The organism is Streptomyces sp. bgisy130, assembly GCF_057708345.1.
Genome location: NZ_JBYISA010000010.1, coordinates 29,877 through 53,876 on the forward strand (window position 1 = coordinate 29,877; position 24,000 = coordinate 53,876).

A 24,000-nucleotide genomic window follows, 5' to 3' on the forward strand; every position below is an offset into this window, starting at 1 on the left:
GAACCGAAGCCACCCCCACCGCCGATGAGCCTCACTTACGCTGTGCGGATGAGCGTCGGGGCGAGGGTGGTGGCGGGGGCCGGGGCCCGTTTTTTCGCCGTACGCGAGGCCGCGCGGTGCCGCTGATGGGCCGGCGCTGGGTCCATCTGGTGCTGGGCGGCGCGCTGTTGATGCCGTTCTTCCTGCTGGCCTCGGTCGTCGTGCCGCTGCTCGTGGACGGCGCCGACCCGTTGCGCGACCTGGGCTGGCAGTTCGTCGCGTTCGGCGGTGCGCTGCCGCTTGCCGCCCTGGCCGCGCTGCTCTTCCCGCTGCTGCGGCCGCTGGAGGTGGCCGCCGTACGGTCGCTGTGCGGGGTGCCGGCGGAGCGGCTGGCCGAAGGCCCGGCGGTCTCCTGGGCGGCCCGGCGGCGTACGGCGCTGTGGTTCGTGGCGCATCTGCTGGCCGGGGGGATCGTCAGCGGGATGACGCTGTCCGCGCCGCCGGCCGCGGTGGTGCTGCTGTTGCAGCCGTTCGCCGACCCCCTGCGGAACACCGCGCTGGGGGTGCCGGACCTCTTCCACGGCGTGCTGGGCCCGCTCGCCGGGCTGGCGCTGCTGGCCCTGGTGGTGGGCACGGCCTGGGGGGCGGGAGTACTGCTGGCCCGCGTCGCCCCCGTGTTGCTGGGTCCCACACCTGCCGACCGGCTGGCGGCCGCCGAGCGCCGGGCCGCCGAGCTGGCCTCCCGCAACCGGCTGGCCCGCGAGCTGCACGACGCGGTCGGACACGCGCTGAGCGCGGTCACCCTCCAGGCGGGCGCGGCCCGCCGGGTCCTGGACACGGACCCGGAGTTCGCCCGCCGGGCGCTGGCCGCCATAGAGGAGACCACCCGCGACGCGGTCGCCGAACTGGACACCGTCCTCGGCCTGTTGCGCGAGGAGGACGGCAGCGATCCGGCCGCGCCCGCGCCCACCCTGGACGGCCTGGAGGCGCTGCTCGGCCGTACCCGGGCGGCGGGCGTACCGGTCGAGGCGACGGTGGAGGGACCGTGCGCAGGGCTGGCGCCGGTGGTCTCCCGGGAGGCCTACCGGATCGTGCAGGAGGGCCTCAGCAACGCGCTGCGGCACGCCGGTCCGGTACCGGTCCGGCTGCATCTCGGCGTCGGGGAGGGCGAGTTGCTGATACGGGTGGAGAATCCGGTGGCGGGGGCGGTGAGCGGTGCGGCGGAGGCGGTGGCCGGTGCCGCGGCGGGCCCGGCGGACCGGCCGGGCGGGGGCCGCGGGCTGCGCGGGATCGCCGAGCGCGCACGGCTGCTGGGCGGGGCCGCCACGGCGGCGGAACGGGACGGCGTATGGCGGCTGACGGCCCGGCTGCCACTGACGGGGGCGGCGGCGGGGACGGGCACGGGGGCAGAGACGAGCACGGCGACGGGGACGGGAACGGGGACCGAGGAATGGTGAGCGGGCGGCGGATGGCACACGGCCGGTGGCCGGGTACGGGGATGAGCGGAGCATGACCACGACGCAGGACGACGACCAGCGGGACCACGACGGGCGGAGCCCCGACCGGCAGGCCCACAACGCGAACACCCCCCGCCCCCTCCGTATCGTGCTCGCCGACGACGAGCAGATGGTGCGCTCGGCGCTGCGCGCCATCCTGGGCGCCGAGGGCGATATGGAGGTCGTCGGCGAGGCGGCGACCGGCGCCGAGGCGGTGCCGCTGATCCGTGAACTGCGCCCGGACATCGTGCTGATGGACGTCCGGATGCCGGAGATCGACGGGATCCGGGCGACCGAGCAGGTGCTCGCCGGAATGGACCGGCCGCCGCGCATCATCGTGGTGACGACCTTCGAGAACGACGCCTATGTCTATGACGCACTGCGGGCCGGTGCCAGCGGGTTCCTGCTCAAACGGTCCGGCGCGGAGGACCTGGTGCAGGCCGTACGACTGGTGGCGCGCAGCGACTCGCTGCTGTTCCCGGCCGCGGTGCGCCAACTGGCCGCCCGGCACGCCGCACAGCGCGCCGCGGACGACGCGGTGCGGACGCTGCGGACCCGGCTGTCGGAGCGGGAACGGGCGGTGCTGCGGCTGATGACGGCCGGCATGACGAATGCCGAGATCGCGGACCGGCTGGGGGTGGGCCCGGCCACGGTCAAGACACATGTGGCCGGGGTGCTGGCCAAGCTCGGGGTGCGGGACCGGACCCAGGCGGTGATCGCCGCGTACGAGTGCGGGTTCGTGCGGCCGGGGTGAGGGGCGCCGGGACGGGGTGCATGAAGCCATCGGGGCGGGGTGCGTACGGCGCCCCCCACTCACCCCGCCCCGTCCGCCACCAGCCCCAGGCCGTGTTCGATCAGCCCGGCGAGCTCCTTCACCTGCGCGGGGGACGGTTCGCCGAGGGGCGGCCGGACCTCCCCGACGTCCCGGCCGCGCAGGCGGACGCCTGCCTTGACCAGGGATACGGCGTAGCCGCGGCCCTGGTTGCGGAGTTCGGCCAGGGGCCGGTAGAAGCCGTCGAGCAGCCGCTGCACGGTGGGGTCGTCGCCGGTGTCCAGCGCGCGGTGGAAGGCCAGCGCGATCTCGGGGGCGAAGGCGAAGACGGCGGAGGAGTAGCGGGCGACACCCAGGGCCCGGTAGGCGGGGGCGGTGAGTTCGGCGGTGGGCAGGCCGCTGAAGTAAAGGAAGTTCTCGTCGGGGGCCTCGGTGCGGACGGTGCTGATGATGCGCTGGAGCAGATCGAGGTCGCCCAGCCCGTCCTTGAGGCCGATGATGCCGGGGGTCCTGGCCAGGGCCGCGACGGTGGCGGGGGCGAAGACGGCGTTGTCGCGCTGGTAGACGATGACGGGGAGCGGGGTGGCGGCGGCGATTTCGGTGTAGTGCGTCAGCAGGCCCTGCTGGCCGGGGACGACGAGATAGGGCGGCAGGGCGAGCAGTCCGTCGGCGCCCGCGGCGTGTGCGAGCCCGGCGAACTGCACGGCGAGCGCGGTGCCGTAGCCCGTACCGGCGATCACCGGGACCCGGCCCGCGGCCTCCTCGACCGCGGCCGCGACGCAGTCCGCGAACTCCCCGGGGGTGAGCGCGTGGAACTCGCCGGTGCCGCAGCAGGTGAAGACGGCGCCCGCGCCCGCGCCGATGCCGTCGCGTACATGGGCACGGAAGACGGCCGGGTCCGGGGCGCCGTCCGGTCCGAACGCGGTCACGGGGAAGAACAGCGGTCCGTCGAGGCGGTCGGCGAGCTGCGGGGGCTTCCCGGCGGTGGCGGGGGGACGGGCTGAGGTCACGGGCGCTCCCTGGCGTAGTGCCTGTGCATGTTCCTGATCGACGTCCATATTTCTGAACTGCGCCAAGCTAGGGCAGTCGCACCACACCGGTCAAGGACCCACAACTGCCGTGCCACAAGCCGTTTCACACCACCCGTCAAGCGGCTTGACCGGCCAAGATCCGGCTTTCTACGGTCGTTGTCCATCCCTCTGAATGACGTCCGCACCCGCGGCCCTGCCGCCCGGCCGGAGGAGTCGCCGCCCATGACCGCACCCCGCACCGTCCTGCTCACCGGCGCCGCCGGCGGCGTCGGCACCCTGATGCGCGAGCTGCTGCCGCCCTTCGGCTACCGGCTGCGCCTCTTCGACCAGCGGCCCGTCGACGGCGAACCGGACGCGATCACCGCCGAGTTGGCCGACACGGAGGCGCTGCGCGCGGCCGTGGACGGGGTCGACGCGATCGTCCACCTCGCCGGTATCTCGCTGGAAGCCCCGTTCGAGAAGATCCTGCGCGCCAATATCGAGGGCACCTACCACCTTTACGAGGCGGCCCGCGCGGCAGGTGTCCGCCGGGTCGTCTTCGCCTCCTCCAACCACGCCGTCGGTTTCACCCCGCGCCCCGCGGACGGCTCCGCCGCCATCCCCGTCGGCACCCCCCGCCGCCCCGACACCTACTACGGCCTGTCCAAGGGCTTCGGCGAGGACCTCGCCTCGCTCTACTGGGACCTGCACGGCATCGAGACCGTCTCGGTCCGGATCGGCTCCTGCCGCCCGGAGCCGACCTCGGTACGGATGCTGTCGATCTGGCTCAGCCCGGCCGACTGCGCACGGCTGCTGGACGCCGCGCTCAGCGCGTCCGGCGTGGGCCACACCGTCGTCTACGGCTCCTCCGCCAACACCCGTCTGTGGTGGGACCTGTCGACCGCCCGCGCGCTGGGGTACACCCCGCGGGACGACTCCGAGCCGTACGCGGCGGAGCTGATCGCCGCCCAGGGCACGCTGGACCCGCGGAACCCCGCCCATGCCCATCTCGGCGGCTCCTTCTGCACCGACCCGCCCCAGTGGCCGCACTGACCGCCCGCCCCGCGGCCGTACCAGAGACCACACGGGGCACGCCACGGAACCCGTGCCGCCCACCAGGCGTCCTCGTCTACGTACCGAATCTCCGCGCAGGAACGAGGAACGCATCATGGGCATCGTCAGCTGGCTCGTACTCGGGCTGATCGCGGGCGTCATCGCCAAGGTTCTGCTGCCGGGACGGGACCCGGGAGGGCTCATCGGCACGACCCTGATCGGCATCGTGGGGTCCTTCATCGGCGGCTGGCTCTCCACCAAGTTTCTCAACGAGCCGATCCCGAAGGACTTCGGCGAGCCGAGAATGTGGGTCGCCTCGATCGCCGGGGCCCTGGTCCTGCTGATCGCCTACCGGCTGCTCTTCGGCAACTCCCGCGAACGCCGGTGAACGGGCCGGGCGGCCATCCGGCGGCAGGTAATGGAACCGCAAAGGCGCGCCGATCGTTGAGCCCGGCATGACCGCTATGACTCCTGGCTCGAACCTCCCGCTCAGTGCCGTGCGGGTGGCGGTGGATGTCACCGCCCCCGTGCGGCTGGACGTCTCGGGCCTGCTGCTGGCCGCCGACGGCAAGGTGCGCTCCGACGACGACTTCGTGTTCTACAACCAGCCCGCCGGGCCGGGCGTGACGCACTCCGCGGCGGCCGGCGGCGACACCATCACGGTGGACACCGCCGCGGTGCCCGACGGCATCGAGAAGATCGTGGTCACCGCGAGCCTGGACACCCCCGGCGCGACCTTCGCCGGCACCGAACCGACCGGCACGGTCCGCAACGCCGACGACGGCAGCGTCCTCGCCTCCTTCACCCCGCCGCAGCTCGGCACCGAGACCGCGCTGGTGGTCGTCGAGATCTACCGCCGCGCCGGCGCCTGGAAGGTCCGCGCGGTCGGCCAGGGCTACGCCAACGGCCTGGCGGGGATCGCCACCGACTTCGGCGTCAGCGTGGAGGAACCGGCCTCCCCGGCCGCACCGCCCGCCGCCCCGCAGGCACCCCCCGCTCCCCCGGCCGCGGCCCCGGCGCCCGCGGCACCCACCGGCCAGTGGGGACCTCCCGCCGGCGCCCCGGCCCCGGTCGCGCCGCCGGCCGCCGCCGCACCGGCCGCACCGGCCGCCGCCCCGGGCAAGATCAACCTCGACAAGGGCCGCGTCAGCCTCCAGAAGAACCAGACCGTCTCCCTGGTCAAGGGCGGCCGGCCGCTGCTCAGCTCGGTGCGGATGGGCCTCGGCTGGGAGCCCGCCTTCCGCAGCAAGAGCATCGACCTGGACGCCTCCGTCATCGCCTACGGCCCGGACCGCAAGAAGATCGACAACTGCTTCTTCGGCAAGCTGATGATCCTGGGCGGCGCGATCCAGCACTCCGGCGACAACCTCACCGGTGAGGGCGCCGGTGACGACGAGGCGATCACCGTCCACCTCGGCGGGCTGCCCCCGGAGGTCACGGGCCTGGTCTTCGTCGTGAACTCCTTCTCCGGCCAGAAGTTCTCCGATGTCGCCAAGGCGTACTGCCGTCTGCTGGACGCCCAGAGCGGCGAGGAGCTGGTCCGCTTCGACCTCACCCACTCGGAGCCCCGTACGGGCGTGATGATGGCCAAGCTCATCCGCCAGTTCTCCGGCGAGTGGGAGATGACCGCACTGGGCGAGTATGTCGACTCCCGCACGGTCCGCGGCATGGTGAAGCCGGGCGGCCAGGCGCTGTGAGCCGAGGACACCCGCTTCCCTGACGGTCCCGCCGCCGTCGGGGAAGCGGGCCGCGGCCCCTCACCCAGGCGGCCGCCACCCGCGCGAGCCCTGCGGAGGACGCCACCCGCGCCGGACGGTCACACCCCGCGGCGCCGCCGCCGGCCGGTGCTGCCTTCCCTGGTGCGTCAACGCTCCAGGATCGAGAATTGTCTCGTCCGTACCGTCGAGCCCGGCAACCTCTCCTCCCCCGTCCGCAGACCGCCAGGAGTCCCCCTCTCCGCACGCCCTTCCGCCACGCCTTCCGTCTCGCCCCGGCACGGCGGAGCCCGTCACGGCATGTCCCCCACGGCACGCATGAGGAGCGTTCGATGATGCAGCAGCCGCCGCCGGCCGGCCCCGCGGATCCCCCGGACGGCCCAGCGCCCCCGGACCTTCCGGAGCGGGTCGCGCGGGTCTACGGCGAGTTCGACCTCAGCACCGTCCCCGCCTTCGCCGGCGGGTTCATCAATTTCGGGTACTGGACGGGCCTGCACGGCCCCGCGGACCGCACGCTGACCCGGGCCGACCGGGTGCGCAGCGAGGAGGACCTCTACCGTCTGGTGCTGCGCACCTTCGACCGCCCGCGGGGCCGCACCGCCCTGGACGTCGGCTGCGGACGCGGGCTGGGCTGTGCGCTGGCGCTGCGGGAGTCCGGGTTCGGCACGGTCATCGGGCTGGACGCGCACCCCGACCAGATCGCCCGTGCCCGGAAGGCCAACGCGGACCTGCTCGCCGCGGCCGGGGAGAGCCCCGGCCGGCTGGAGTTCGTCCTGGGCGCGGCCCAGCGCATCCCGCTGCCCGACGGCTCCGTCGACTGTCTGTTCTCGGTCGAGGCGGCGCAGCACTTCCGCGATCTGCCCGGTTTCGCGCGGGAGGCCGCGCGGGTCCTGCGCCCCGGCGGCCGGCTGGCGCTGACCACGTTCTTCGCCCGCACCCGGGCGGCCGCCCGCGCCCTGCCCGAGCTGCTGCCCCCGTTCGCCGACGGCCTGGACGTCCCGCATGTGGTCGACGAGGTCGCCGCGACACTGACCGCGGCGGGGCTGCGGGACATGCGGGTCCGGCCGATCGGCGACGGGGTCTGGGAAGCCTACGACCGCTATATGGCCCAGCAGCCGGAGCTCCACGACGACGAGTGGCCGCGCCGCTATCTGACGGCGTATGAGACCGGTCTGCTGGACTACTACCTGCTGACGGCAGCGGCGGCCGGCTGAGCCGCCGACCGCCGCCCGCCGTGCGGCTACCGCTGCCGGCTCTGCCGCTGCCACGGGCCGGTGATGGCCAGCATGATGCCGGGCTCCTGGATGTTGGCGAACAGCGTCTGCCCGTCCGGGGAGAACACCGGCCCGGTGAACTCGCTGAACGCGGGCTCGGCCGCGGTACCGATGTTGAGGTCGTTGCGGGCGATCGGGTAGGTCCGGCCGTCGTCGGTGGCCCCGAAGAGGTGCTGGACGCCCTCGCCGTCCTCGGCGATGATCAGCCCGCCGTAGGGCGAGACGGTGATGTTGTCCGGGCCGTCCAGCGCGCCGTCCTTCGACGGGTCGGGGTTGACGCCCAGCAGCACCTTCAGGGTCAGGGTCCGCCGCCGCGGGTCGTAGAACCAGACCTGGCCGTCGTGCTGGACCGGGCTCTCGTCACGGGCGTAGGAGGAGACCACATACGCGCCACCGTCGGCCCACCACAGGCCCTCCAGCTTGCGGGCGCGGGTGACCTCGCCGTCCTTGAACTGCTTGCGCACCGAGACGTTACGGGCGTCGCGGTCGGAGACCTCGACCCAGTCGACGCCGTAGACGGTGCCGGCCTTGGTGGCACGGGAGAGGTCGTCGACGAACCGGCCGCCGGAGTCGAAGCACTTGAAGGCTTCCAGTACGCCGGAGTCGGCGGCGAGGGAGCGCAGCTGACCGCGGCCGTGGCGGAAGCCGTGCGGCGGGGTCCAGCGGTAGAAGAGGCCGTTGGGGCCGGCGGCGTCCTCGGTCAGGTAGAGGTGGCCGCGCCTGGGGTCGACGACGACGGCCTCGTGGGCGTAGCGGCCCAGCGCCTTGAGGGGCTTGGGGTCGAGGCCGGCCCGGCGGTCGTGGGGGTCGACCTCGAAGACATAGCCGTGGTCCTTGGTCATGCCGTGCTCGCCGGCCTTGTCCTCGGTCTCCTCGCCGGTGAGCCAGGTGCCCCAAGGGGTGGTGCCGCCCGCGCAGTTGGTGGAGGTACCGGCGACGCCGACCCACTCGCCGACCGGGCTGCCGTCCTTGGCGACCTCGACGACGGTGCAGCCGCCGGACGCCGCCGGGTCGTAGACCAGTCCTTCGGTCAGCGGCACCGGGTGCGGCCAGTTGGCGCGCGGTCCCTTCAGCTCATGGTTGTTGACCAGGAGGGTGGTGCCGCGCGGCCCCTCGAAGGTGCCGGTGCCGTCGTGGTTGGAGGGGGTGGACTCACCGCTGTCGAGCTTGGTGACCCCGGTCCGGGTGATGATCCGGTACGAGAACCCGACGGGCAGCGCGAGGATGCCGTCCGGGTCCGCGACCAGCGGGCCGTAGCCGATGCCGGTTCCGTCCGCCGCGCCCTCCTGGCCGCCGTCCGGTGTCTCCGCGCCGATGGCACCGGGCGCGGTGGCCAGCACGCCGACGCTGCCGGCCAGGGCTACCCCGGCACCGGTGAGGGCGGAACGCTTGGCGAAGTCTCTGCGGGTGAGCGGCATTGTCATCTCCTGGATGGCCGGATTCGTCTCCCCTTGCCTGCGGGCTCACGTTCTCGTGCGCCTTCGAACTCCAGTTGAACGTGATGCGACATCCGGGCAGCAGTTGGCACGCGGCGGCGCCTCCTCAGCCACCGGGCGGCCGCCCGGAGAAACAGACCGCGGCGCAAAGGAATGTCCGGCAGACCGGGGGCGCGCCCCGTCCGCCGGACATCCCCGGGTGCACCGCCCCGGTCCGGCCGTTCGCTGTGCTCAGCCCGACTGCCGCGCTGCGCTCAGCCCGATTGCCGCGAGCGCGCCTTGAACGCGGCCTTGCGGGCCTCCTTGGCGGCCTTCTTGTCCGGGTGCAGCCGGCCCATGGCCTCCAGGACATCGGCGGTGGCCGGGTGGTCCACCCGCCAGGCGGTGTCGAAGAACCCGCTGTGCTGGTCGGTCAGGCCCTGGACCAGGTCACGCAGCTCGGTCGTGGCGTCCTCGTCGGCGCTGTCCAGCTGGGCCGCGATGGTGTCCACCGTCAGCCAGAAGATCATCTCCTGGGACGGCTCGGGGATGCCGGACAGCGCGCGCTCGGCGAGCCAGACCCGGGCCAGGCCGCCGAGCTGCCGGTCGTCGAGCACCTCGCGCAGCGCGGCCTCGGCGTCCGGCGAGACCAGCGAGAGGGTCTGCTGGGCGGCGAGCCGGCGCCGCGGGGCGCGCTCGTCGTCCCCGCGGGCGGCGGTGAGCAGGTCCCGGGCGGCGTCCAGGGGGGTACGGGCGGCGAGCCAGAGCTCGGACTCGGCCTGGGCGAGCGCCTCGGGGTAGTCGGGCAGCGCGTCCAGGAGGACACCGGCGCCCTTGTCGCTGAGGTCGCCGACCGCGGGGGCGTGGACGCCCGCGTCCAGCATCCGGGCGCGCACGGCGTAGACACCGAGCGGGGTGAGGCGGACCAGGCCGTAGCGGGAGACGTCCTCGTCGGTGAGCGGCTCGGCGGCGGAGGTCCCCCCGGACTTCCGGGGAAGGGTCTCGCCGTCCTCGTCCAGCTCCTCGATGAGCGCCTCGTCGACGGGCTGGTAGGCGACCAGACCGATCGGCTCCAGCACCCGGAACTGGTCGTCCAGGCGCATCATCGCCTCGGAGACCTCTTCGAGGACATCGTCCGTGGGCTCGTCCATATCGTCCGGGACGATCATGGAGGCGGCCAGCGCGGGCAGCGGAACCTCCTGGTCAGGGCGCTCGTTCAGGGCCGTGAGCAGATAGAGGTTGCCGAGGATGCCGTCCAGCATCTCGGCCTCCTCCTCGGGGTTCCAGTCGAGCGCGTCCAGGTCCAGCTCGCCGCCCTCGGTGAGCTGGTCGGCGAGGTCGGCGAGGTCGGGGGCGGCCGCGTCGGCGAGCACGGTCTCCATGCCGCCGAGCCAGATGTCGAGGATGTCCTGCGGGCTGCCGGAGGTGAGCAGGCCCAGCTCCTCGCCGGGGGTGGCGATACCGGCCGCGGCGTCGTCGGGCAGGTCGGCGCCGTCCTCGCTCTCCTCGGTCTCCGCGATCTCCACCAGACCGGTGTCCACCGCGAGCTGCCAGGCCTCGGCGGCGTAGGCCGGGCCGTCCTCGTCACCGGCCAGGCCGAGGTGTTCGGTGGCGGCGGCCAGCGGCTCCGCCAGGATCTCGCCGCCGACGCCGACCGGGACGCCCCGCTCGGCCCAGCGGGCGAGCTTCGCGGCGCGGGCCATCAGCGGGGCGCTCAGCGCGTCCCGGGCCAGTTCCGCTTCGGAGTGCAGCCGCACCGGCGGCAGGGTGGGGCGGTCTGCGGACATCGGGTGCTCAGCTCCTCGGACGGACTACGGCTGGGGTACTCCCCCAGCTACCGCTGGGGGGACCCCCACCAGCGGTAGCTGGGGTGTGCGCCGCCCAAGCGTAGACGGAATTCTCCTCATCTCGGACGGTTCACCCCCGCGCCCCCTTCTGGTTACCCGCAGAAGCTTGACAACTCCCTTGCGTGCACAAGAGATTGACGCAGATCGACGCGCGTAGCGCGCGCCGGTCCCGCTTCGTATCGACGTTGCCCCAGCCACCCCCCAAACCCTCGGAGGCATGCATGCCGTCCCGTCGTTCGCTCCGCAGACCGGTCGCCGTCACCGCGGTGGTCTGCGCCGCCCTGGCCGGCGGACTGCTGACCGCCACCCAGTCCGCCTCGGCGGCCGGCGCCCGGATCCACGACATCCAGGGCAGCACCCGCATATCCCCGCTGGCCGGACAGCAGGTCAGCGAGGTGCCCGGTACGGTCACCGCGATCCGCTCGTTCGGCTCGGCGCGCGGCTTCTGGGTGCAGGACCCGCACCCGGACCGCGACCCGGCCACCAGTGAGGCGGTCTTCGTCTTCACCGGCAAGGACACACCGAAGGTCACGGTCGGTGACGCGATCACCTTCTCCGGCACGGTCAGCGAGTACTACCCCGGCGGCAAGGACGCCGGTCTCCAGTCGGTCACCGAGATCACCGACGCGACCTGGAAGACGGTCTCCGCCGACGCCCCGCTGCCGGCCGCCTTCAAGCTCAACGCGGCCTCGGTGCCGAACCGTTACGCCCCCGACGCGGACGGCAAGAGCATCGAACCCCTGAAGCTGCGCCCCGGCTCGTACGCCCTGGACCGCTACGAGTCACTGGAGGGCATGCGCGTCGCGGTGGCGAACGCGCCGGTCGTCGGGGCGACCAACACCCATCACGAGCTGTGGGTGACCGCCGAGCCGAAGCACCACCGCACGGCCCGCGGCGGCACGCTCTACGGCTCGTACGCGGACCCCAACGGCGGCCGGGTCAAGGTGGCGTCGCTGATCCCGTTCGCGCAGCAGCCGTTCCCGGTGGCCGATGTCGGCGACGCGCTGACCGGCACCACCGCCGGGCCGCTGGACTACGACAACTTCGGCGGCTACACCCTCCAGGCCACCGAGCTGGGCAAACTCGACGACAAGGGCCCGGAGCCGGAGAAGACCCGCAAGCAGAAGTCCGACGAGCTGGCGGTGGCCACCTACAACGTCGAGAACCTCTCCCCCAGCACCCCGCAGGCCAAGTTCGACCGGCTGGCCAAGGGGCTGGTGGAGCACCTCGCCACCCCCGATGTGGTCGCACTGGAGGAGGTCCAGGACGACAACGGCCCCACCAACAACGGCGTGGTCACCGCCGGGGCCACCCTCAAGAAGCTCACCGAGGCCATCAAGGCGGCCGGCGGCCCGGCGTACGAGTGGCGGCAGATCGACCCGGTCGACGGCCAGGACGGCGGGCAGCCCGGCGGCAACATCCGGGTGGCGTTCCTGTTCAACCCCGAGCGGGTCTCGTTCACGGACATCAAGGGCGGCGACGCCACCACGCCGGTGCAGGTGGTCGCCGACCACGGCAAGGCCACGCTGTCCGCCTCCCCGGGCCGGATCGCGCCGGCCGACCCGGCGTGGAAGACCAGCCGCAAGCCCCTGGTCGGCCAGTTCTCGCTCAAGAGCCGCCCGGGGAGCCGGGTGTTCGTGATCGCCAACCACTTCAACTCCAAGGGCGGCGACCAGGGTCTGGACAGCCGCTTCCAGCCGCCGGCCCGGAGCTCGGAGACCCAGCGCACCGCCCAGGCCGGGCTGGTGAATACGTTCGTCAAGGAGCTGCTGGCCAAGGACCCGAAGGCCGCGGTGGTGGTGGCCGGTGACCTCAACGACTACCAGTTCTCGCCGGCCCTGAAGGCCCTCACCGCCGGGGGTGTGCTCACCGACCAGGTCAACCGGCTGCCGGCCGCCGAGCGCTACGGCTATGTCTACAGCGGCAATTCGCAGGTGCTGGACCACATGCTCACCAGCCGCCCGCTGGCCCGTGCCGACTACGACATCGTGCACCTCAACGCCGAGTACGCCGACCAGGCCAGCGACCACGACCCGCAGGTGCTGCGGATGCGCCCGTAGCCCGGCGGAAGGTCACCGCACGTGACTCCCCCGTCACCCGTCCGGCCCACGCCCGGGGGCCAACTGCCGCCGGGGGTGCGGTACTGGGCAGGTAAGCACCATTCGGCGAGACATAGGGAGTCATCATGCCGAAGTCCCAGAACCGTAAGTCGGGCAACAAGGACCGTGCCGCCGAGCGGCGCGCCGACCAGCGGAAGCCGAAGTCGTCGGAGGAGTCCGCTTCCGAGCGGACCCAGGACCTGAAGCGTTCGCGGAACGGCCTGACTGGCGCGTGATGGGCCTGTGATGCCCGAGCGGCCGTCGCACCGAAGGGTGCGGCGGCCGCTGCGCGTTTCCGGGCCCCACTGGCGTAGTGATGCTTAACGAACTCATCAGAACAACTAAGTGGACGTGAATTATGAGGCGCCCCCACACTCCAGCCATGACCACGCTGACCGCCCCCCGCACCGCCGCACCGCCCTTCGGGCGCACCGCGGCCGCCATGATCACCCCGTTCACCGCCGACGGCGCGCTCGACCCGGACGGTGCGCAGCAGCTCGCCACCCGCCTCGTCGACGACGGCGGCTGCGAGGCACTCGTACTGAGCGGCACCACCGGGGAGTCCCCGACCACGTCGGACGCCGAGAAGGAGACCCTGCTGCGGGCCGTGGCCGAGGCCGTCGGCGACCGGGCGCGGATCATCGCGGGGGTCGGCACCAGCGACACCCGGCACACCGTCTCCCTGGCCCGCGACGCCGAACGGGCGGGCGCCCACGGCCTGTTGGTGGTCACGCCGTACTACTCGCGGCCCACCCAGGAGGCCGTCGGCCACCATCTGCGGACGGTCGCGGACGCCACCGGACTGCCGGTGATGCTCTACGACATCCCGGGCCGCACCGGCACCGCGCTGACCGCCCGGACCCTGCTGCGGCTGGCCGCCCATCCACGGATCGTGGCGGTCAAGGACTGCGGCTACGACCTGCTGAAGACGGCGAAGGTGCTGGCCGCGACGGACCTGGCCTACTACGCGGGCTGCGATGAACAGATCCTGCCGCTACGGGCCCTCGGCGGCGCCGGCTGCGTCAGCACGGTCGCCAATGCCGCGCCCCGGGCGGTGCGCGCCGTACTGGACGCCTATGACGCCGGCGACACGGCCGCGGCGGCCCGCCGTCAGCTCGCCCTGGTACCGCTCATCGAGGCGGTGACCGGCGGGGAGGCCCCCGGCACGGTCACCACGAAGGCACTGCTGCAGCACCTCGGGCTGCCCGCGGGACCGGTGCGCGGCCCGCTGCTGGCGGCGGACGCCGAGCTCACCAGCCGGCTGGTGGACGCGCTGCGGACGACCCTGGACCGGACTGCTGATGCGGATACCGCGGTGCCTGCGGGGGTCCCTGGTTAGGCGGGAAGGGGGCGGGCGGCGGCCCGAAGCCGTCCGGCGCGCCCGGCTGCCCGTACGGAGCCGCGGCCTGGTCCGGCCCGGCGGCCGCCTCGCCCCGCGCGGGCTCCGACGGCTCGTCCGGGCCCGGCACCAGATCGCGGACGAGCAGCGTCGCACCGGCGACCGCGCCCGGCATCAGCACCACCGCGACGAACGGGATCAGGAACAGCAGCACGATGGGGGTGCCGAAGCCGACCGCGAGCCCCTTGCGGCCGCGCAGCAGCCGGAGCCGCTCGCGCACCGGGATGTCCCGGCGCTGCATGGCCACCGAGGTCAGCTCGACGGCGAGGAAGAAGCCGGAGACACAGAAGCCGATGGCGGGGATCACGGTCTGCCCGATGACGGGCACGAAGCCGAGGAAGAACAGCAGGATGCCGAAGCCGGCGGCGCGCAGCAGCACATGCACGCTGTCCCGCAGCGCGATCCAGATCTCCTGCCACAGCGGCCGGTCCGGGGACGGCGGGCAGTTCCCCTCGGACTCCTCAACCTTCTCCGAGAGCGACTCGTAGAAGGGGTCGCCGATCAGCAGGGTGACCGCGGTGAACGTCAGCACCGACAGCATCAGCCCGCCGGCGAACAGCAGCGCCACGAACAACCCGCGCAGCAGCCCCTGCCAGGGCGAGCCCCAGCCGTCGGCGAACGGCGTCGCCCAGGCCGCGATATCGCCGGACCAGATGGCCAGCACGGTGAGCACCGCGGCATACAGCACCAGGGCGATCAGCGCCGGAATCAGCCCGAAACCCCACCACCGGCCGTGCTGGGCGACCCAGCGCTGCCCCTTGCCCAGATACCGCATCCCCGCTACAAGATCACGCATGGGCGCAAGCCTATCGGCGTCCGGCCGGGCCGGGCAGCGGGGTGGCGACAACAACGGCCCGGCGGGACGCCCGCCGGGCCGTGGTGCGACCGTGACCGCTCAGTTGTGGCTGTGCAGCACCTCGTTGAGGCCGCCCCAGTCCGCCTTGTTCGGGCGGGCCTCGACGGCGCCGGTGGTGGAGTTGCGGCGGAAGAGGATGTTGTCCGCGCCGGAGAGCTCCAGGGCCTTGACGATCTGGCCGTCGGGCAGCGTGACCCGGGTGCCGGCGGTGACGTACAGACCGGCCTCGACGACGCACTCGTCGCCCAGCGCGATCCCGATACCCGACTCGGCGCCGAGCAGGCAGCGCTCGCCGACCGCGATGATCTGCTTGCCGCCGCCGGACAGGGTGCCCATGGTGGAGGCGCCGCCGCCGATGTCGGAGCCGTCGCCGATGACCACACCCGCGCTGATCCGGCCCTCGACCATGGAGGTGCCCAGCGTCCCGGCGTTGAAGTTGACGAAGCCCTCGTGCATGACGGTGGTGCCGGCCGCCAGGTGCGCGCCCAGCCGCACCCGGTCGGCGTCCGCGATCCGCACGCCGGTGGGTGCGACATAGTCCGTCATCCGCGGGAACTTGTCGATGCCGGTGACCATCAGATGCAGGCCCTCGGCACGGGCGTTCAGCCGTACCGTCTCCACCCGGTCGACGGCCACCGGGCCGAGCGAGGTCCAGGCGACGTTGGACAGCAGGCCGAAGACGCCCTCCAGGTTCTGCCCGTGCGGCTTGACCAGCCGGTGGCTGAGCAGGTGGAGGCGCAGGTACGCGTCGTGGGCGTCCAGCGGCTTGTCGTCGAGGGAGGCGATGACCGTGCGGACGGCGACGACCTCGACCTCGCGGACCGGGTCGGGCCCGATCGCCTTGAGCACGGCGGCGCCCAGCAGTTCGGTGGCGCGCGCGTCGTCGAGGCGCTCGGTGCCGGCGGGGCCCAGGCCGTCGGTGGCGGCCAGCTCGGGCGCCGGGAACCAGGTGTCGAGAACGGTGCCGTCGGAGGTGACGGTGGCGAGCCCGGCGGCGACGGCGCCGGTCGTACGGGAGGCAGCAGCTTCGGTCATGTTCGAAACCTAACCGGAGGGCGCCCGTCGAGGCGAACCGGTCTCAGCGATCGGGCCGGTCCGTAGGGTCGCACCACCGGGTTCGTACGGGCACACAAGGCGCGCGCCGCCGGGCCGCCGGGGCCGCCGCTCAGCCCAGCACCCCGGCCAGCCCGGCCCGTACCGAACTGGGGTCGAAGGGCTGCCCGGTCAGCAGATGCTGGAGCGTCAGCCCGTCGGTGAAGGCCACCACGGCCCGCGCGGTCGGGACGTCGCCGATCCGCTGTCCGAGCAGCCGCACCATCTCGTCCAGACACTCCGCGGCGATCGGCCGCACCGCCTCGTGCCGCAGCGCCGCCAGATAGAGCTCGTACTCCAGCTCCATCCGCGAGCGGTCCCCGGCCAGGGTGTCCCCGACGAGCCGGGCGACCTCCTCGGCGAGCGGCACCGCCGGATCGATCCCCTCGACCCAGCGCGCGAACTCGGCCAGGCATACGCCGTTGACCTGCCGCAACGCGGCGACCAGCAGCTCGTCCAGGGTCGCGAAGTGGTACGTGGTCGAGCCGAGCGGGACATCCGCCGCGGCGGCCACCGAGCGGTGGCTGAGCCCGGCGATCCCGCGCTCGCCCACCACGGTGATCGCCGCGTCAATGATCCGCTGCCGCCGGTCCGGGTCGTAGCGCCGGGCCATCAGTGCGCCCCGCCCAGATTCAGCACCACGACACCGGCGATGACCAGCAGCACCCCGAGGACCTTCAGCGCACTGGCGCTCTCCCCCAGGAAGACCATCCCGATCGCGGCGATCAGCGCCGTGCCGACCCCGGCCCAGATGGCGTAGGCGGTGCCGACGCTCATCGTCCTGAGCGTCTGCGCGAGCAGGAAGAAGGCGAGCAGATAGCCCGCCGCGGTGTAGAGCGACGGCCACAGCTTGCTGAAGCCGTCGCTGTACTTCATCGCGGTGGTCGCAAGGACCTCGGACAGGATCGCGCCGGCGAGCATCAAAGGGGCCATGCGTACGAGCGTACACAACGTTGCGTACGGGTGTACATACCCCTGCGCGGGCCCCGGAACGACGGAACGGCCGTGCCCACCAGTGGTGACTGGCGGGCACGGCCGAACGCTTAAGGAGATCTCGTCAGACGTTGAAGCCCAGCGCGCGGAGCTGCTCGCGGCCGTCGTCGGTGATCTTGTCCGGGCCCCACGGAGGCATCCAGACCCAGTTGATCTTCAGCTCGTTGACGATGCCGTCCGTGGCGGACTTCGCCTGGTCCTCGATGACGTCGGTCAGCGGACAGGCCGCGGAGGTCAGCGTCATGTCGATGGTGGCGATATTGGCGTCGTCGACGTGGATGCCGTAGATCAGCCCCAGGTTGACGACATCGATGCCCAGCTCGGGGTCCACGACGTCGTACAGCGCCTCGCGGACCTCCTCCTCGGAGGCGGGCTTGGTGGTGGTCGGAGTCTCGGTCATGCGGTCTTCGCCTCCTCGGAGAGGGCCTTGGCCGTGGCGTCCTTCCAGGCCATCCAACTGAGCAGCGCGCACTTCACGCGCGCCGGGTACTTCGAGACACCGGCGAACGCGACCGCGTCCTCCAGCACCTCTTCCATGGCGTCATCAGGCTCAACCTGCCCCTTGGACTGCATCAGCTCCAGGAACGTCTCCTGGATCTTCTGCGCCTCGCCGAGCTCCTTGCCGACCAGGAGGTCGTTGAGCACCGACGCGCTGGCCTGGCTGATGGAGCAGCCCTGGCCCTCGTAGGAGACATCCTCAATCGTCGCGCCGTCGAGCCGCACGCGCAGCGTGATCTCGTCGCCGCACGTGGGGTTGACATGGTGCACCTCCGCGTCGCCGTCCCGAAGACCGCGCCCATGGGGGTGCTTGTAGTGGTCCAGGATGACGTCCTGGTACATGGAATCCAGCTTCACGGCTCAGTCAGTCCTCGTCCTCATCCGCTGTGCTTGGTTTACCGGCTGTGTCTGTCTAACCGAAAAAGTTGCGGACGTGCTCCAGGCCCTCGACCAAGGCGTCGACCTCGGCGGGCGTGGAGTACAGATAGAACGACGCTCGCGTGGTCGCAGGAATTCCGTAGCGCAGGCAGACCGGCCGTGCGCAGTGGTGGCCCACCCGGACCGCGATGCCCTGCTCGTCCAGCACCTGGCCGACGTCGTGGGGATGGATGTCGCCGAGCGTGAAGGAGATCGTCGCCCCGCGGTCCTCGGCCGTGCTCGGGCCGATGATGCGCAGGTCGGGGACCTCCAGCAGCCGCTTGACGGCGTACTCGGTGATCGCGTGCTCATGCACGGCGATGTTGTCCATGCCGATCGAGGTGAGGTAGTCCACGGCCGCGCCGAGGCCGACGGCCTGGGCGATCGGGGGCGTACCGGCCTCGAACTTGTGCGGCGCGGGCGCATAGGTCGAGGAGTGCATCGAGACGGTCTCGATCATCTCGCCGCCGCCGAGGAACGGCGGAAGGTCCTCCAGCAGCTCCTGGCGGCCCCAGAGGACGCCGATGCCGGTCGGACCGCACATCTTGTGGCCGGTGAAGGCCACGAAGTCGGCCTGGAGCGCCTGCACGTCCAGCACCATGTGCGGGGCGGCCTGCGAGGCGTCGATGCAGACCAGCGCGCCGACTTCCTGCGCGCGGCGGATGATCGTCTCGACCGGGTTGACGGTGCCCATGATGTTGGAGACCAGCGTGAAGGAGACGATCTTCGTCTGCTCCGTGATGACCTCTTCGATGTTGGACAGGTCGAGGCGGCCGTCGTCGGTGATGCCGAACCACTTCAGCTTCGCGCCGGTGCGCTGCGAGAGCAGCTGCCACGGGACGATGTTGGAGTGGTGCTCCATCTCCGTGATGACGATCTCGGTCTCGCGGTCCACCCGGTAGGGCTCATCGGCCCAACCGAGCATGTTGGCCACGAGGTTGAGCGACTCGGAGGCGTTCTTGGTGAAGATCACCTCGTCGCGGCTCGGCGCGTTGATGAAGGCAGCGACCTTGTCACGGGCGCCTTCGTACAGCGCCGTGGCCTCCTCGGCGAGCACATGCACGCCGCGGTGGACGTTGGCGTTGTGACGTTCGTAGTAGGCGTTCAGGGCGTCGAGAACCTGGCGCGGCTTCTGGGAGGTCGCCGCGTTGTCCAGGTACACGACCTTCTTCCCGTCATGAACCTGGCGGTCCAGAAGGGGGAAGTCCTTACGGATCGCCTCTGTGTCGAGGAGGCCCGGCAGCTGTGTCACGCGGTTGCGCCACCCTTCGTGTATGCCTCGTAGCCCTCGGCCTCGAGCTTGTCCGCGAGCTCCGCGCCACCGGACTCGGCGATCCGGCCGTTGGCGAAGACGTGGACATGGTCGGGCTTGATGTAGCGCAGGATGCGCGTGTAGTGGGTGATCAGCAGGGTGCCGACCTCGCCGGTCTCGCGGACGCGGTTGACGCCCTCGGAGACGGTGCGCAGCGCGTCGACGTCGAGGCCGGAGTCGGTCTCGTCGAGGATCGCGATGGCCGGCTTGAGCAGCTCCAGCTGGAGGATCTCGTGGCGCTTCTTCTCACCGCCGGAGAAGCCCTCGTTGACGTTCCGCTCCGCGAAGGAGGGGTCCATCTGGAGGCGCTGCATGGCCTCCTTGACCTCCTTGACCCACAGCCGCAGCTTGGGGGCCTCGCCGCGGATCGCGGTCGCGGAGGTGCGCAGGAAGTTGGAGACCGAGACGCCGGGCACCTCGACCGGGTACTGCATGGCGAGGAAGACGCCGGCCCGCGCGCGCTCGTCGACGGACATCTCCAGGACGTCCTCGCCGTCGAGGGTGACGGTGCCGCCGGTGATCGTGTACTTGGGGTGACCCGCGAGGGAGTAGGCGAGGGTCGACTTGCCGGAGCCGTTGGGGCCCATGATGGCGTGCGTCTCGCCCTGCTTCACGGTCAGGTCGACGCCCTTCAGGATCTCGCGCGGGCCGTTCTCGGCCTCGACGGAGACGTGCAGGTCGTGGATCTCAAGCGTTGCCATGGGGAACTCAGGACTCCTGGGTGACGGAGACGAGCACGTCGTCCCCTTCGATCTTTACGGGGTATACGGGGACGGGGCGCGTCGCGGGAAGGCCGTTCGGCTTGCCGGTGCGCAGGTCGAAGCTCGAACCGTGCAGCCAGCACTCGATCGAGCAGTCCTCGACCTCGCCTTCGGAGAGCGAGACGTTCGCATGCGAGCAGATGTCGTTGATCGCGAACACCTCCCCCTCGGTGCGGACCAGAGAGACGGGCGTGCCGTCGAGTTCCACCCGCTTGGGGGTGTCCTCCTCCAGCTCGCTGAGCGCCGCTGCGCGTACGTACGTCATGCCGCGGACGCTTCCAGCTCGGCCTCGATCTTGCTCATCAGACGCTCTTCGACGTCCGGGAGACCGATCTGCTGGACCAGCTCGGCGAAGAAGCCGCGCACGACCAGTCGGCGGGCCTCGTCGGCCGGGATCCCGCGGGCCATCAGGTAGAACAGCTGCTCGTCGTCGAAGCGGCCGGTCGCCGAGGCGTGGCCGGCGCCGACGATCTCGCCGGTCTCGATCTCCAGGTTGGGCACCGAGTCGACCCGCGCGCCGTCGGTGAGGACGAGGTTGCGGTTGAGCTCGTAGGTGTCCGTACCGGTCGCGGACGCCTGGATGAGGACATCGCCGATCCAGACCGCGTGCGCGTCCTGGCCCTGAAGCGCGCCCTTGTACGTGACGTGGGAGCGGCAGTTGGACGCCTCGTGGTCGACGAAGAGGCGGTGCTCCTGGTGCTGGCCCTCTTCGGTGAAGTACAGACCGTAGAGCTCGGCCTCGCCGCCGGGTCCCGCGTACGTGATGCGCGGGTGCAGCCGGACGAGGTCGCCGCCGAAGGTGACCACCACGGACTTGAAGGAGGCGTCCCGGCCGACGAGGGCGTTGTGCTGCCCGACGTGCACGGCCTGATCGTCCCAGTCCTGCACGGAGACGACGGTCAGCTTGGCGCCGTCACCGAGGAGGTAGTCGACGTTGGCGGCGAGCACCGCGTCACCGGTGTGGTCGATGACGACGACCGCCTCGGCGAACGCGCCCAGCTCGATGACCTGGTGGCCGAAGGCCGTGCCGCCCTCACCATGGACGGTGATCCGGATCGGCTCGGCGAGCACGGTCTCCTTGGGGACCGTGACCACCGAGGCCTTCTCGAAAGAGCTGTACGCCTGGGCGGCGACCCGGTCCACGGGCTTGCCTGCCTTGCCGACCCGCGGGTCGGTGCGGTCGACCAGCTCGTGGGTGACGCCCTCGGGAGCGGTGATGTCGATCTTCAGGTCAGGACCGCCGGCCACGGCGCTGCCGTCGTGCAGGCCCTTCAGGCGCGCGAGGGGCGTGAAACGCCACTCCTCCTCGCGGCCGTACGGCACCGGGAAGTCCGCCACGTCGTAGGACGGCGGGGCGCTCATCCTCGTGGCGACGGTGGACTCCGCCGCCACCGCAAGGGAGCCGGTGGTGGTGGAGCCCGCCGGGATGTTCTGAGCCTCAGCCATGGCTGTCGTAGTGCTCGCTTTCTGCAATCAGGGAGTCAGTCGCTGCTGGGGGCCGGCCGTCAGCCGACCGAGCCTTCCATCTGCAGCTCGATCAGCCGGTTGAGCTCCAGCGCATACTCCATCGGCAGCTCACGGGCGATCGGCTCGACGAAGCCGCGCACGATCATCGCCATGGCCTCGAACTCCGTCAGGCCGCGCGCCATCAGGTAGAAGAGCTGGTCCTCGCTGACCTTGGAGACGGTCGCCTCGTGGCCCATCGACACGTCGTCCTCGCGGACGTCGACGTAGGGGTAGGTGTCCGAACGGGAGATGGTGTCCACCAGCAGGGCGTCACACAGCACGTTGGACTTGGAGCCCGCGGCGCCCTCGCCGATCTCGACCAGACCGCGGTAGGAGGTCCGGCCGCCGCCTCGCGCCACCGACTTGGAGACGATGTTGGAGGAGGTGTTCGGCGCCATGTGGACCATCTTGGAGCCGGCGTCCTGGTGCTGGCCCTCGCCCGCGAAGGCGATGGACAGGGTCTCGCCCTTGGCGTGCTCGCCCATGAGGTAGACGGCCGGGTACTTCATGGTCACCTTGGAGCCGAGGTTGCCGTCGACCCACTCCATGGTCGCGCCCTCGTAGGCGACGGCGCGCTTGGTGACCAGGTTGTAGACGTTGTTCGACCAGTTCTGGATGGTCGTGTAGCGGCAGCGGCCGCCCTTCTTCACGATGATCTCGACGACCGCGGAGTGCAGCGAGTCCGACTTGTAGATCGGCGCCGTGCAGCCCTCGACGTAGTGGACGTAGGCGTCCTCGTCGACGATGATCAGCGTCCGCTCGAACTGGCCCATGTTCTCGGTGTTGATCCGGAAGTAGGCCTGGAGCGGGATGTCGACGTGGACACCCTTGGGCACGTAGATGAACGAGCCGCCGGACCACACCGCGCTGTTCAGCGAGGCGAACTTGTTGTCGCCGACCGGGATGACCGTGCCGAAGTACTCCTGGAAGAGCTCCGGGTGCTCCTTGAGCGCGGTGTCGGTGTCCAGGAAGATGACGCCTTGCTCCTCCAGGTCCTCACGGATCTGGTGGTAGACGACCTCGGACTCGTACTGCGCGGCGACACCGGCGACCAGGCGCTGCTTCTCCGCCTCGGGGATGCCGAGCTTGTCGTAGGTGTTCTTGATGTCCTCGGGCAGGTCCTCCCAGGAGGCGGCCTGCTGCTCGGTGGAGCGGACGAAGTACTTGATGTTGTCGAAGTCGATGCCCGACAGGTCGGAGCCCCAGTTCGGCATGGGCTTCTTGTCGAACAGCTTCAGCCCCTTGAGGCGGAGCTTGAGCATCCACTCCGGCTCGTTCTTCTTGCCCGAGATGTCGCGGACGACGGCCTCGGAGAGACCGCGCTTGGCGGAGGCGCCGGCCACGTCGGAGTCGGCCCAGCCGTATTCGTACTTGCCCAGGCCCTCGAGCTCAGGGTGAGCAGTCTCCGTGGGGAGCGTCATGCGGGGTTCCTCCCGGCCGTGCTTGCAGATGCTGTGGTGGTCTTACTGGTGCGTGCGGTGCTGTGAGCGGCCTTGCCGGCACCGGCCTTCGGAACGAAGGTCGTACACACCCCGTCGCCATGGGCGATGGTGGCAAGACGCTGTACATGGGTCCCGAGCAATCGGGAGAAGACCTCGGTCTCCGCCTCGCACAGCTGCGGGTACTGCTCGGCGACATGGGCGACCGGGCAGTGGTGCTGGCAGAGCTGTTCACCGAGCTGGGGATTGGGGGCGCTGCGCGCCGTAGCAGCGTACCCGTCCGCGGTCAACGCCTTCGCAAGGGCCTCCGTACGGGCCTCCGGCTCGGCGGCCTCGACGGCCTCGCGATAGCCCTCGGCCTGCGCGGCGAGGCGCGCGCGGGCGAACGCGGCGACGGCCGCCTCGCCCTTCTCCCCGCCGCCCGCGCTCTGCGCGATCCAGCGCAGCGCGTCGGAGGCGAGCTGGTCGTAGGCCTGGTCGAAGGCGTCCCGTCCGCAGTCGGTGAGGGCGAAGGCCTTCGCCGGGCGGCCACGGCCACGGGTGCCGTAGACGCGCTTCTCGCGGGGCTCGACGACGCCCTCCGCGGCCAGCGCGTCCAGATGCCGCCGGACGGCCGCCTGGGTCAGCTCCAGGCGCAGGGCGAGCTCGGCCGCGGTGGACGGACCGTGGTCGAGAATGGAGCGGGCGACCCGGTTGCGGGTGCCCTGCTGTTCGTCGTGCGGCGCCGCGGCGTGGCTGGCGGGCCCTCGCCGCTCGGTCTTCTCGGGCGCGGAGGCGGCCGGCCCGTCGGTCTGCTCGACCGCGGGCCCTTCCTGTTCCTCGCTCGCGTATTTCACAACGCCATTGTTGCGTAATTCGTCAAAGCGATTCAAGCCTCGCCGGGCCACCGGCGGGTGGCCTCTATCACTTAGGGTTACCTAATTCAAGTACCCGGCGGAGCGGCGGAAAGCGGCGCCGACCTGCACGGGCGTCCGCCGGGCCGGCAGCGGCGCACCAGGGGTCGCGGGCCCTCGAAATTCGTTCGGTCACACACCGCCGGACGGGGAACGAGAGCGTTCCGGGCCCTC

The 24,000-nt window shown here is 71.5% G+C and carries 24 protein-coding genes; 9 read left to right on the forward strand and 15 right to left on the reverse strand.

Translation table 11 applies throughout. The annotated features are described in order from the left end of the window. Positions 1-125 precede the first annotated feature (125 nt). Together AC3EUV_RS15800 and AC3EUV_RS15805 are read left to right on the forward strand one after the other, a co-directional pair. Positions 126-1,436, forward strand: a complete 1,311-nt coding sequence (locus tag AC3EUV_RS15800; RefSeq protein WP_435603181.1) for a sensor histidine kinase — start codon at positions 126-128, stop codon at positions 1,434-1,436. 52 nt (positions 1,437-1,488) lie between these two features. Then, complete coding sequence (locus tag AC3EUV_RS15805; RefSeq protein WP_432145346.1) at positions 1,489-2,229, forward strand: response regulator transcription factor; 741 nt, start codon at positions 1,489-1,491, stop codon at positions 2,227-2,229. A 59-nt stretch (positions 2,230-2,288) separates the two neighbouring features. Here the strand turns inward: AC3EUV_RS15805 and AC3EUV_RS15810 are convergent, their stop codons facing one another. Beyond that, positions 2,289-3,305 carry a 5-dehydro-4-deoxyglucarate dehydratase gene (locus AC3EUV_RS15810; protein ID WP_432145347.1) on the reverse strand — a complete coding sequence of 339 codons (1,017 nt, stop codon included), beginning with the start codon at positions 3,303-3,305 and terminating at the stop codon, positions 2,289-2,291. A gap of 195 nt (positions 3,306-3,500) precedes the next feature. Between AC3EUV_RS15810 and AC3EUV_RS15815 the strand changes: the two genes are divergently transcribed. The 4 genes from AC3EUV_RS15815 (at position 3,501) to AC3EUV_RS15830 (ending at position 7,239) form a co-directional block, all read left to right on the forward strand. After that, positions 3,501-4,310 carry an NAD-dependent epimerase/dehydratase family protein gene (locus AC3EUV_RS15815; protein WP_432145348.1) on the forward strand — a complete coding sequence of 270 codons (810 nt, stop codon included), beginning with the start codon at positions 3,501-3,503 and terminating at the stop codon, positions 4,308-4,310. A gap of 115 nt (positions 4,311-4,425) precedes the next feature. After that, positions 4,426-4,698: a GlsB/YeaQ/YmgE family stress response membrane protein gene (locus tag AC3EUV_RS15820; protein ID WP_327227149.1), complete on the forward strand. Its 273-nt coding sequence runs from the start codon at positions 4,426-4,428 to the stop codon at positions 4,696-4,698. A gap of 76 nt (positions 4,699-4,774) precedes the next feature. Beyond that, a complete protein-coding gene (locus AC3EUV_RS15825) occupies positions 4,775-6,007 on the forward strand; it encodes a TerD family protein (RefSeq protein ID WP_432145398.1) in 1,233 nt (410 codons plus the stop codon). A 350-nt stretch (positions 6,008-6,357) separates the two neighbouring features. Next, complete coding sequence (locus AC3EUV_RS15830; RefSeq protein WP_432145349.1) at positions 6,358-7,239, forward strand: class I SAM-dependent methyltransferase; 882 nt, start codon at positions 6,358-6,360, stop codon at positions 7,237-7,239. 26 nt (positions 7,240-7,265) lie between these two features. On the opposite strand, the gene AC3EUV_RS15835 is transcribed toward AC3EUV_RS15830, so the two are convergent. Further along, positions 7,266-8,717: an alkaline phosphatase PhoX gene (locus AC3EUV_RS15835; protein WP_432145350.1), complete on the reverse strand. Its 1,452-nt coding sequence runs from the start codon at positions 8,715-8,717 to the stop codon at positions 7,266-7,268. 272 nt (positions 8,718-8,989) lie between these two features. Then, positions 8,990-10,501, reverse strand: coding sequence for a hypothetical protein (locus AC3EUV_RS15840; RefSeq protein ID WP_432145351.1), 1,512 nt, complete (start codon positions 10,499-10,501; stop codon positions 8,990-8,992). Between the two features lie 281 nt (positions 10,502-10,782). On the opposite strand from AC3EUV_RS15840, the gene AC3EUV_RS15845 reads away from it, so the two are divergent. The 3 genes from AC3EUV_RS15845 (at position 10,783) to dapA (ending at position 13,999) form a co-directional block, all read left to right on the forward strand. Continuing rightward, positions 10,783-12,621: an endonuclease/exonuclease/phosphatase family protein gene (locus tag AC3EUV_RS15845; protein ID WP_435603182.1), complete on the forward strand. Its 1,839-nt coding sequence runs from the start codon at positions 10,783-10,785 to the stop codon at positions 12,619-12,621. 125 nt (positions 12,622-12,746) lie between these two features. Further along, positions 12,747-12,896, forward strand: a complete 150-nt coding sequence (locus AC3EUV_RS15850; RefSeq protein WP_167536074.1) for a hypothetical protein — start codon at positions 12,747-12,749, stop codon at positions 12,894-12,896. 146 nt (positions 12,897-13,042) lie between these two features. Next, positions 13,043-13,999, forward strand: coding sequence for a 4-hydroxy-tetrahydrodipicolinate synthase (gene dapA, locus AC3EUV_RS15855; RefSeq protein WP_435603183.1), 957 nt, complete (start codon positions 13,043-13,045; stop codon positions 13,997-13,999). On the opposite strand, the gene AC3EUV_RS15860 is transcribed toward dapA, so the two are convergent. From AC3EUV_RS15860 to AC3EUV_RS15915, 12 genes are all read right to left on the reverse strand, one after another. Beyond that, on the reverse strand, positions 13,911-14,855 hold the full coding sequence (locus AC3EUV_RS15860; RefSeq protein ID WP_435603184.1) for an EI24 domain-containing protein: 945 nt from the start codon (positions 14,853-14,855) through the stop codon (positions 13,911-13,913). The genes dapA and AC3EUV_RS15860 overlap by 89 nt on opposite strands. A 99-nt stretch (positions 14,856-14,954) precedes the next feature. Next, positions 14,955-15,950, reverse strand: a complete 996-nt coding sequence (gene dapD, locus AC3EUV_RS15865; RefSeq protein ID WP_432145355.1) for a 2,3,4,5-tetrahydropyridine-2,6-dicarboxylate N-succinyltransferase — start codon at positions 15,948-15,950, stop codon at positions 14,955-14,957. Between the two features lie 130 nt (positions 15,951-16,080). Then, the gene (locus AC3EUV_RS15870) at positions 16,081-16,620 is read right to left on the reverse strand and encodes a TetR/AcrR family transcriptional regulator (RefSeq protein ID WP_432145356.1); all 540 of its coding nucleotides are present in this window, start codon (positions 16,618-16,620) and stop codon (positions 16,081-16,083) included. Then, positions 16,620-16,940: a DMT family transporter gene (locus AC3EUV_RS15875; protein ID WP_432145357.1), complete on the reverse strand. Its 321-nt coding sequence runs from the start codon at positions 16,938-16,940 to the stop codon at positions 16,620-16,622. Before AC3EUV_RS15875 ends, AC3EUV_RS15870 begins: the two co-directional genes overlap by 1 nt. 124 nt (positions 16,941-17,064) lie before the next feature. Continuing rightward, on the reverse strand, positions 17,065-17,400 hold the full coding sequence (locus AC3EUV_RS15880; RefSeq protein WP_085927731.1) for a metal-sulfur cluster assembly factor: 336 nt from the start codon (positions 17,398-17,400) through the stop codon (positions 17,065-17,067). After that, positions 17,397-17,855, reverse strand: a complete 459-nt coding sequence (gene sufU / locus AC3EUV_RS15885; protein WP_030411905.1) for a Fe-S cluster assembly sulfur transfer protein SufU — start codon at positions 17,853-17,855, stop codon at positions 17,397-17,399. The genes AC3EUV_RS15880 and sufU overlap by 4 nt, the downstream gene beginning before the upstream one ends. A 55-nt stretch (positions 17,856-17,910) precedes the next feature. Next, positions 17,911-19,167 carry a cysteine desulfurase gene (locus tag AC3EUV_RS15890; RefSeq protein ID WP_042161682.1) on the reverse strand — a complete coding sequence of 419 codons (1,257 nt, stop codon included), beginning with the start codon at positions 19,165-19,167 and terminating at the stop codon, positions 17,911-17,913. Continuing rightward, positions 19,164-19,928, reverse strand: coding sequence for a Fe-S cluster assembly ATPase SufC (gene sufC / locus AC3EUV_RS15895; protein WP_235467137.1), 765 nt, complete (start codon positions 19,926-19,928; stop codon positions 19,164-19,166). Before sufC ends, AC3EUV_RS15890 begins: the two co-directional genes overlap by 4 nt. A 7-nt stretch (positions 19,929-19,935) precedes the next feature. Then, complete coding sequence (locus tag AC3EUV_RS15900; RefSeq protein WP_018091858.1) at positions 19,936-20,253, reverse strand: non-heme iron oxygenase ferredoxin subunit; 318 nt, start codon at positions 20,251-20,253, stop codon at positions 19,936-19,938. Then, on the reverse strand, positions 20,250-21,434 hold the full coding sequence (gene sufD / locus AC3EUV_RS15905; protein WP_435603185.1) for a Fe-S cluster assembly protein SufD: 1,185 nt from the start codon (positions 21,432-21,434) through the stop codon (positions 20,250-20,252). The genes AC3EUV_RS15900 and sufD overlap by 4 nt, the downstream gene beginning before the upstream one ends. Positions 21,435-21,493: 59 nt before the next feature. After that, positions 21,494-22,915: a Fe-S cluster assembly protein SufB gene (sufB, locus tag AC3EUV_RS15910; RefSeq protein WP_085927735.1), complete on the reverse strand. Its 1,422-nt coding sequence runs from the start codon at positions 22,913-22,915 to the stop codon at positions 21,494-21,496. Continuing rightward, complete coding sequence (locus AC3EUV_RS15915) at positions 22,912-23,769, reverse strand: helix-turn-helix transcriptional regulator (protein WP_435603186.1); 858 nt, start codon at positions 23,767-23,769, stop codon at positions 22,912-22,914. The genes sufB and AC3EUV_RS15915 overlap by 4 nt, the downstream gene beginning before the upstream one ends. Between the last annotated feature and the right edge of the window lie 231 nt (positions 23,770-24,000).

Excerpts from the sequence above, each read along its gene's own strand:
- AC3EUV_RS15820 (WP_327227149.1), top strand. The coding sequence starts at position 4,426 with ATGGGCATCGTCAGCTGGCTCGTACTCGGGCTGATCGCGGGCGTCATC.
- AC3EUV_RS15900 (WP_018091858.1), bottom strand. The coding sequence starts at position 20,253 with ATGACGTACGTACGCGCAGCGGCGCTCAGCGAGCTGGAGGAGGACACC.
- AC3EUV_RS15875 (WP_432145357.1), bottom strand. The coding sequence starts at position 16,940 with ATGGCCCCTTTGATGCTCGCCGGCGCGATCCTGTCCGAGGTCCTTGCG.
- AC3EUV_RS15810 (WP_432145347.1), bottom strand. The coding sequence starts at position 3,305 with ATGGACGTCGATCAGGAACATGCACAGGCACTACGCCAGGGAGCGCCC.
- AC3EUV_RS15800 (WP_435603181.1), top strand. The coding sequence starts at position 126 with ATGGGCCGGCGCTGGGTCCATCTGGTGCTGGGCGGCGCGCTGTTGATG.
- AC3EUV_RS15880 (WP_085927731.1), bottom strand. The coding sequence starts at position 17,400 with ATGACCGAGACTCCGACCACCACCAAGCCCGCCTCCGAGGAGGAGGTC.
- AC3EUV_RS15845 (WP_435603182.1), top strand. The coding sequence starts at position 10,783 with ATGCCGTCCCGTCGTTCGCTCCGCAGACCGGTCGCCGTCACCGCGGTG.
- sufB (WP_085927735.1), bottom strand. The coding sequence starts at position 22,915 with ATGACGCTCCCCACGGAGACTGCTCACCCTGAGCTCGAGGGCCTGGGC.
- sufD (WP_435603185.1), bottom strand. The coding sequence starts at position 21,434 with ATGGCTGAGGCTCAGAACATCCCGGCGGGCTCCACCACCACCGGCTCC.
- AC3EUV_RS15805 (WP_432145346.1), top strand. The coding sequence starts at position 1,489 with ATGACCACGACGCAGGACGACGACCAGCGGGACCACGACGGGCGGAGC.
- dapA (WP_435603183.1), top strand. The coding sequence starts at position 13,043 with ATGACCACGCTGACCGCCCCCCGCACCGCCGCACCGCCCTTCGGGCGC.
- AC3EUV_RS15860 (WP_435603184.1), bottom strand. The coding sequence starts at position 14,855 with ATGCGTGATCTTGTAGCGGGGATGCGGTATCTGGGCAAGGGGCAGCGC.
- AC3EUV_RS15850 (WP_167536074.1), top strand. The coding sequence starts at position 12,747 with ATGCCGAAGTCCCAGAACCGTAAGTCGGGCAACAAGGACCGTGCCGCC.
- AC3EUV_RS15830 (WP_432145349.1), top strand. The coding sequence starts at position 6,358 with ATGATGCAGCAGCCGCCGCCGGCCGGCCCCGCGGATCCCCCGGACGGC.
- AC3EUV_RS15825 (WP_432145398.1), top strand. The coding sequence starts at position 4,775 with ATGACTCCTGGCTCGAACCTCCCGCTCAGTGCCGTGCGGGTGGCGGTG.
- dapD (WP_432145355.1), bottom strand. The coding sequence starts at position 15,950 with ATGACCGAAGCTGCTGCCTCCCGTACGACCGGCGCCGTCGCCGCCGGG.
- AC3EUV_RS15815 (WP_432145348.1), top strand. The coding sequence starts at position 3,501 with ATGACCGCACCCCGCACCGTCCTGCTCACCGGCGCCGCCGGCGGCGTC.
- AC3EUV_RS15870 (WP_432145356.1), bottom strand. The coding sequence starts at position 16,620 with ATGGCCCGGCGCTACGACCCGGACCGGCGGCAGCGGATCATTGACGCG.
- AC3EUV_RS15835 (WP_432145350.1), bottom strand. The coding sequence starts at position 8,717 with ATGCCGCTCACCCGCAGAGACTTCGCCAAGCGTTCCGCCCTCACCGGT.
- sufC (WP_235467137.1), bottom strand. The coding sequence starts at position 19,928 with ATGGCAACGCTTGAGATCCACGACCTGCACGTCTCCGTCGAGGCCGAG.
- AC3EUV_RS15840 (WP_432145351.1), bottom strand. The coding sequence starts at position 10,501 with ATGTCCGCAGACCGCCCCACCCTGCCGCCGGTGCGGCTGCACTCCGAA.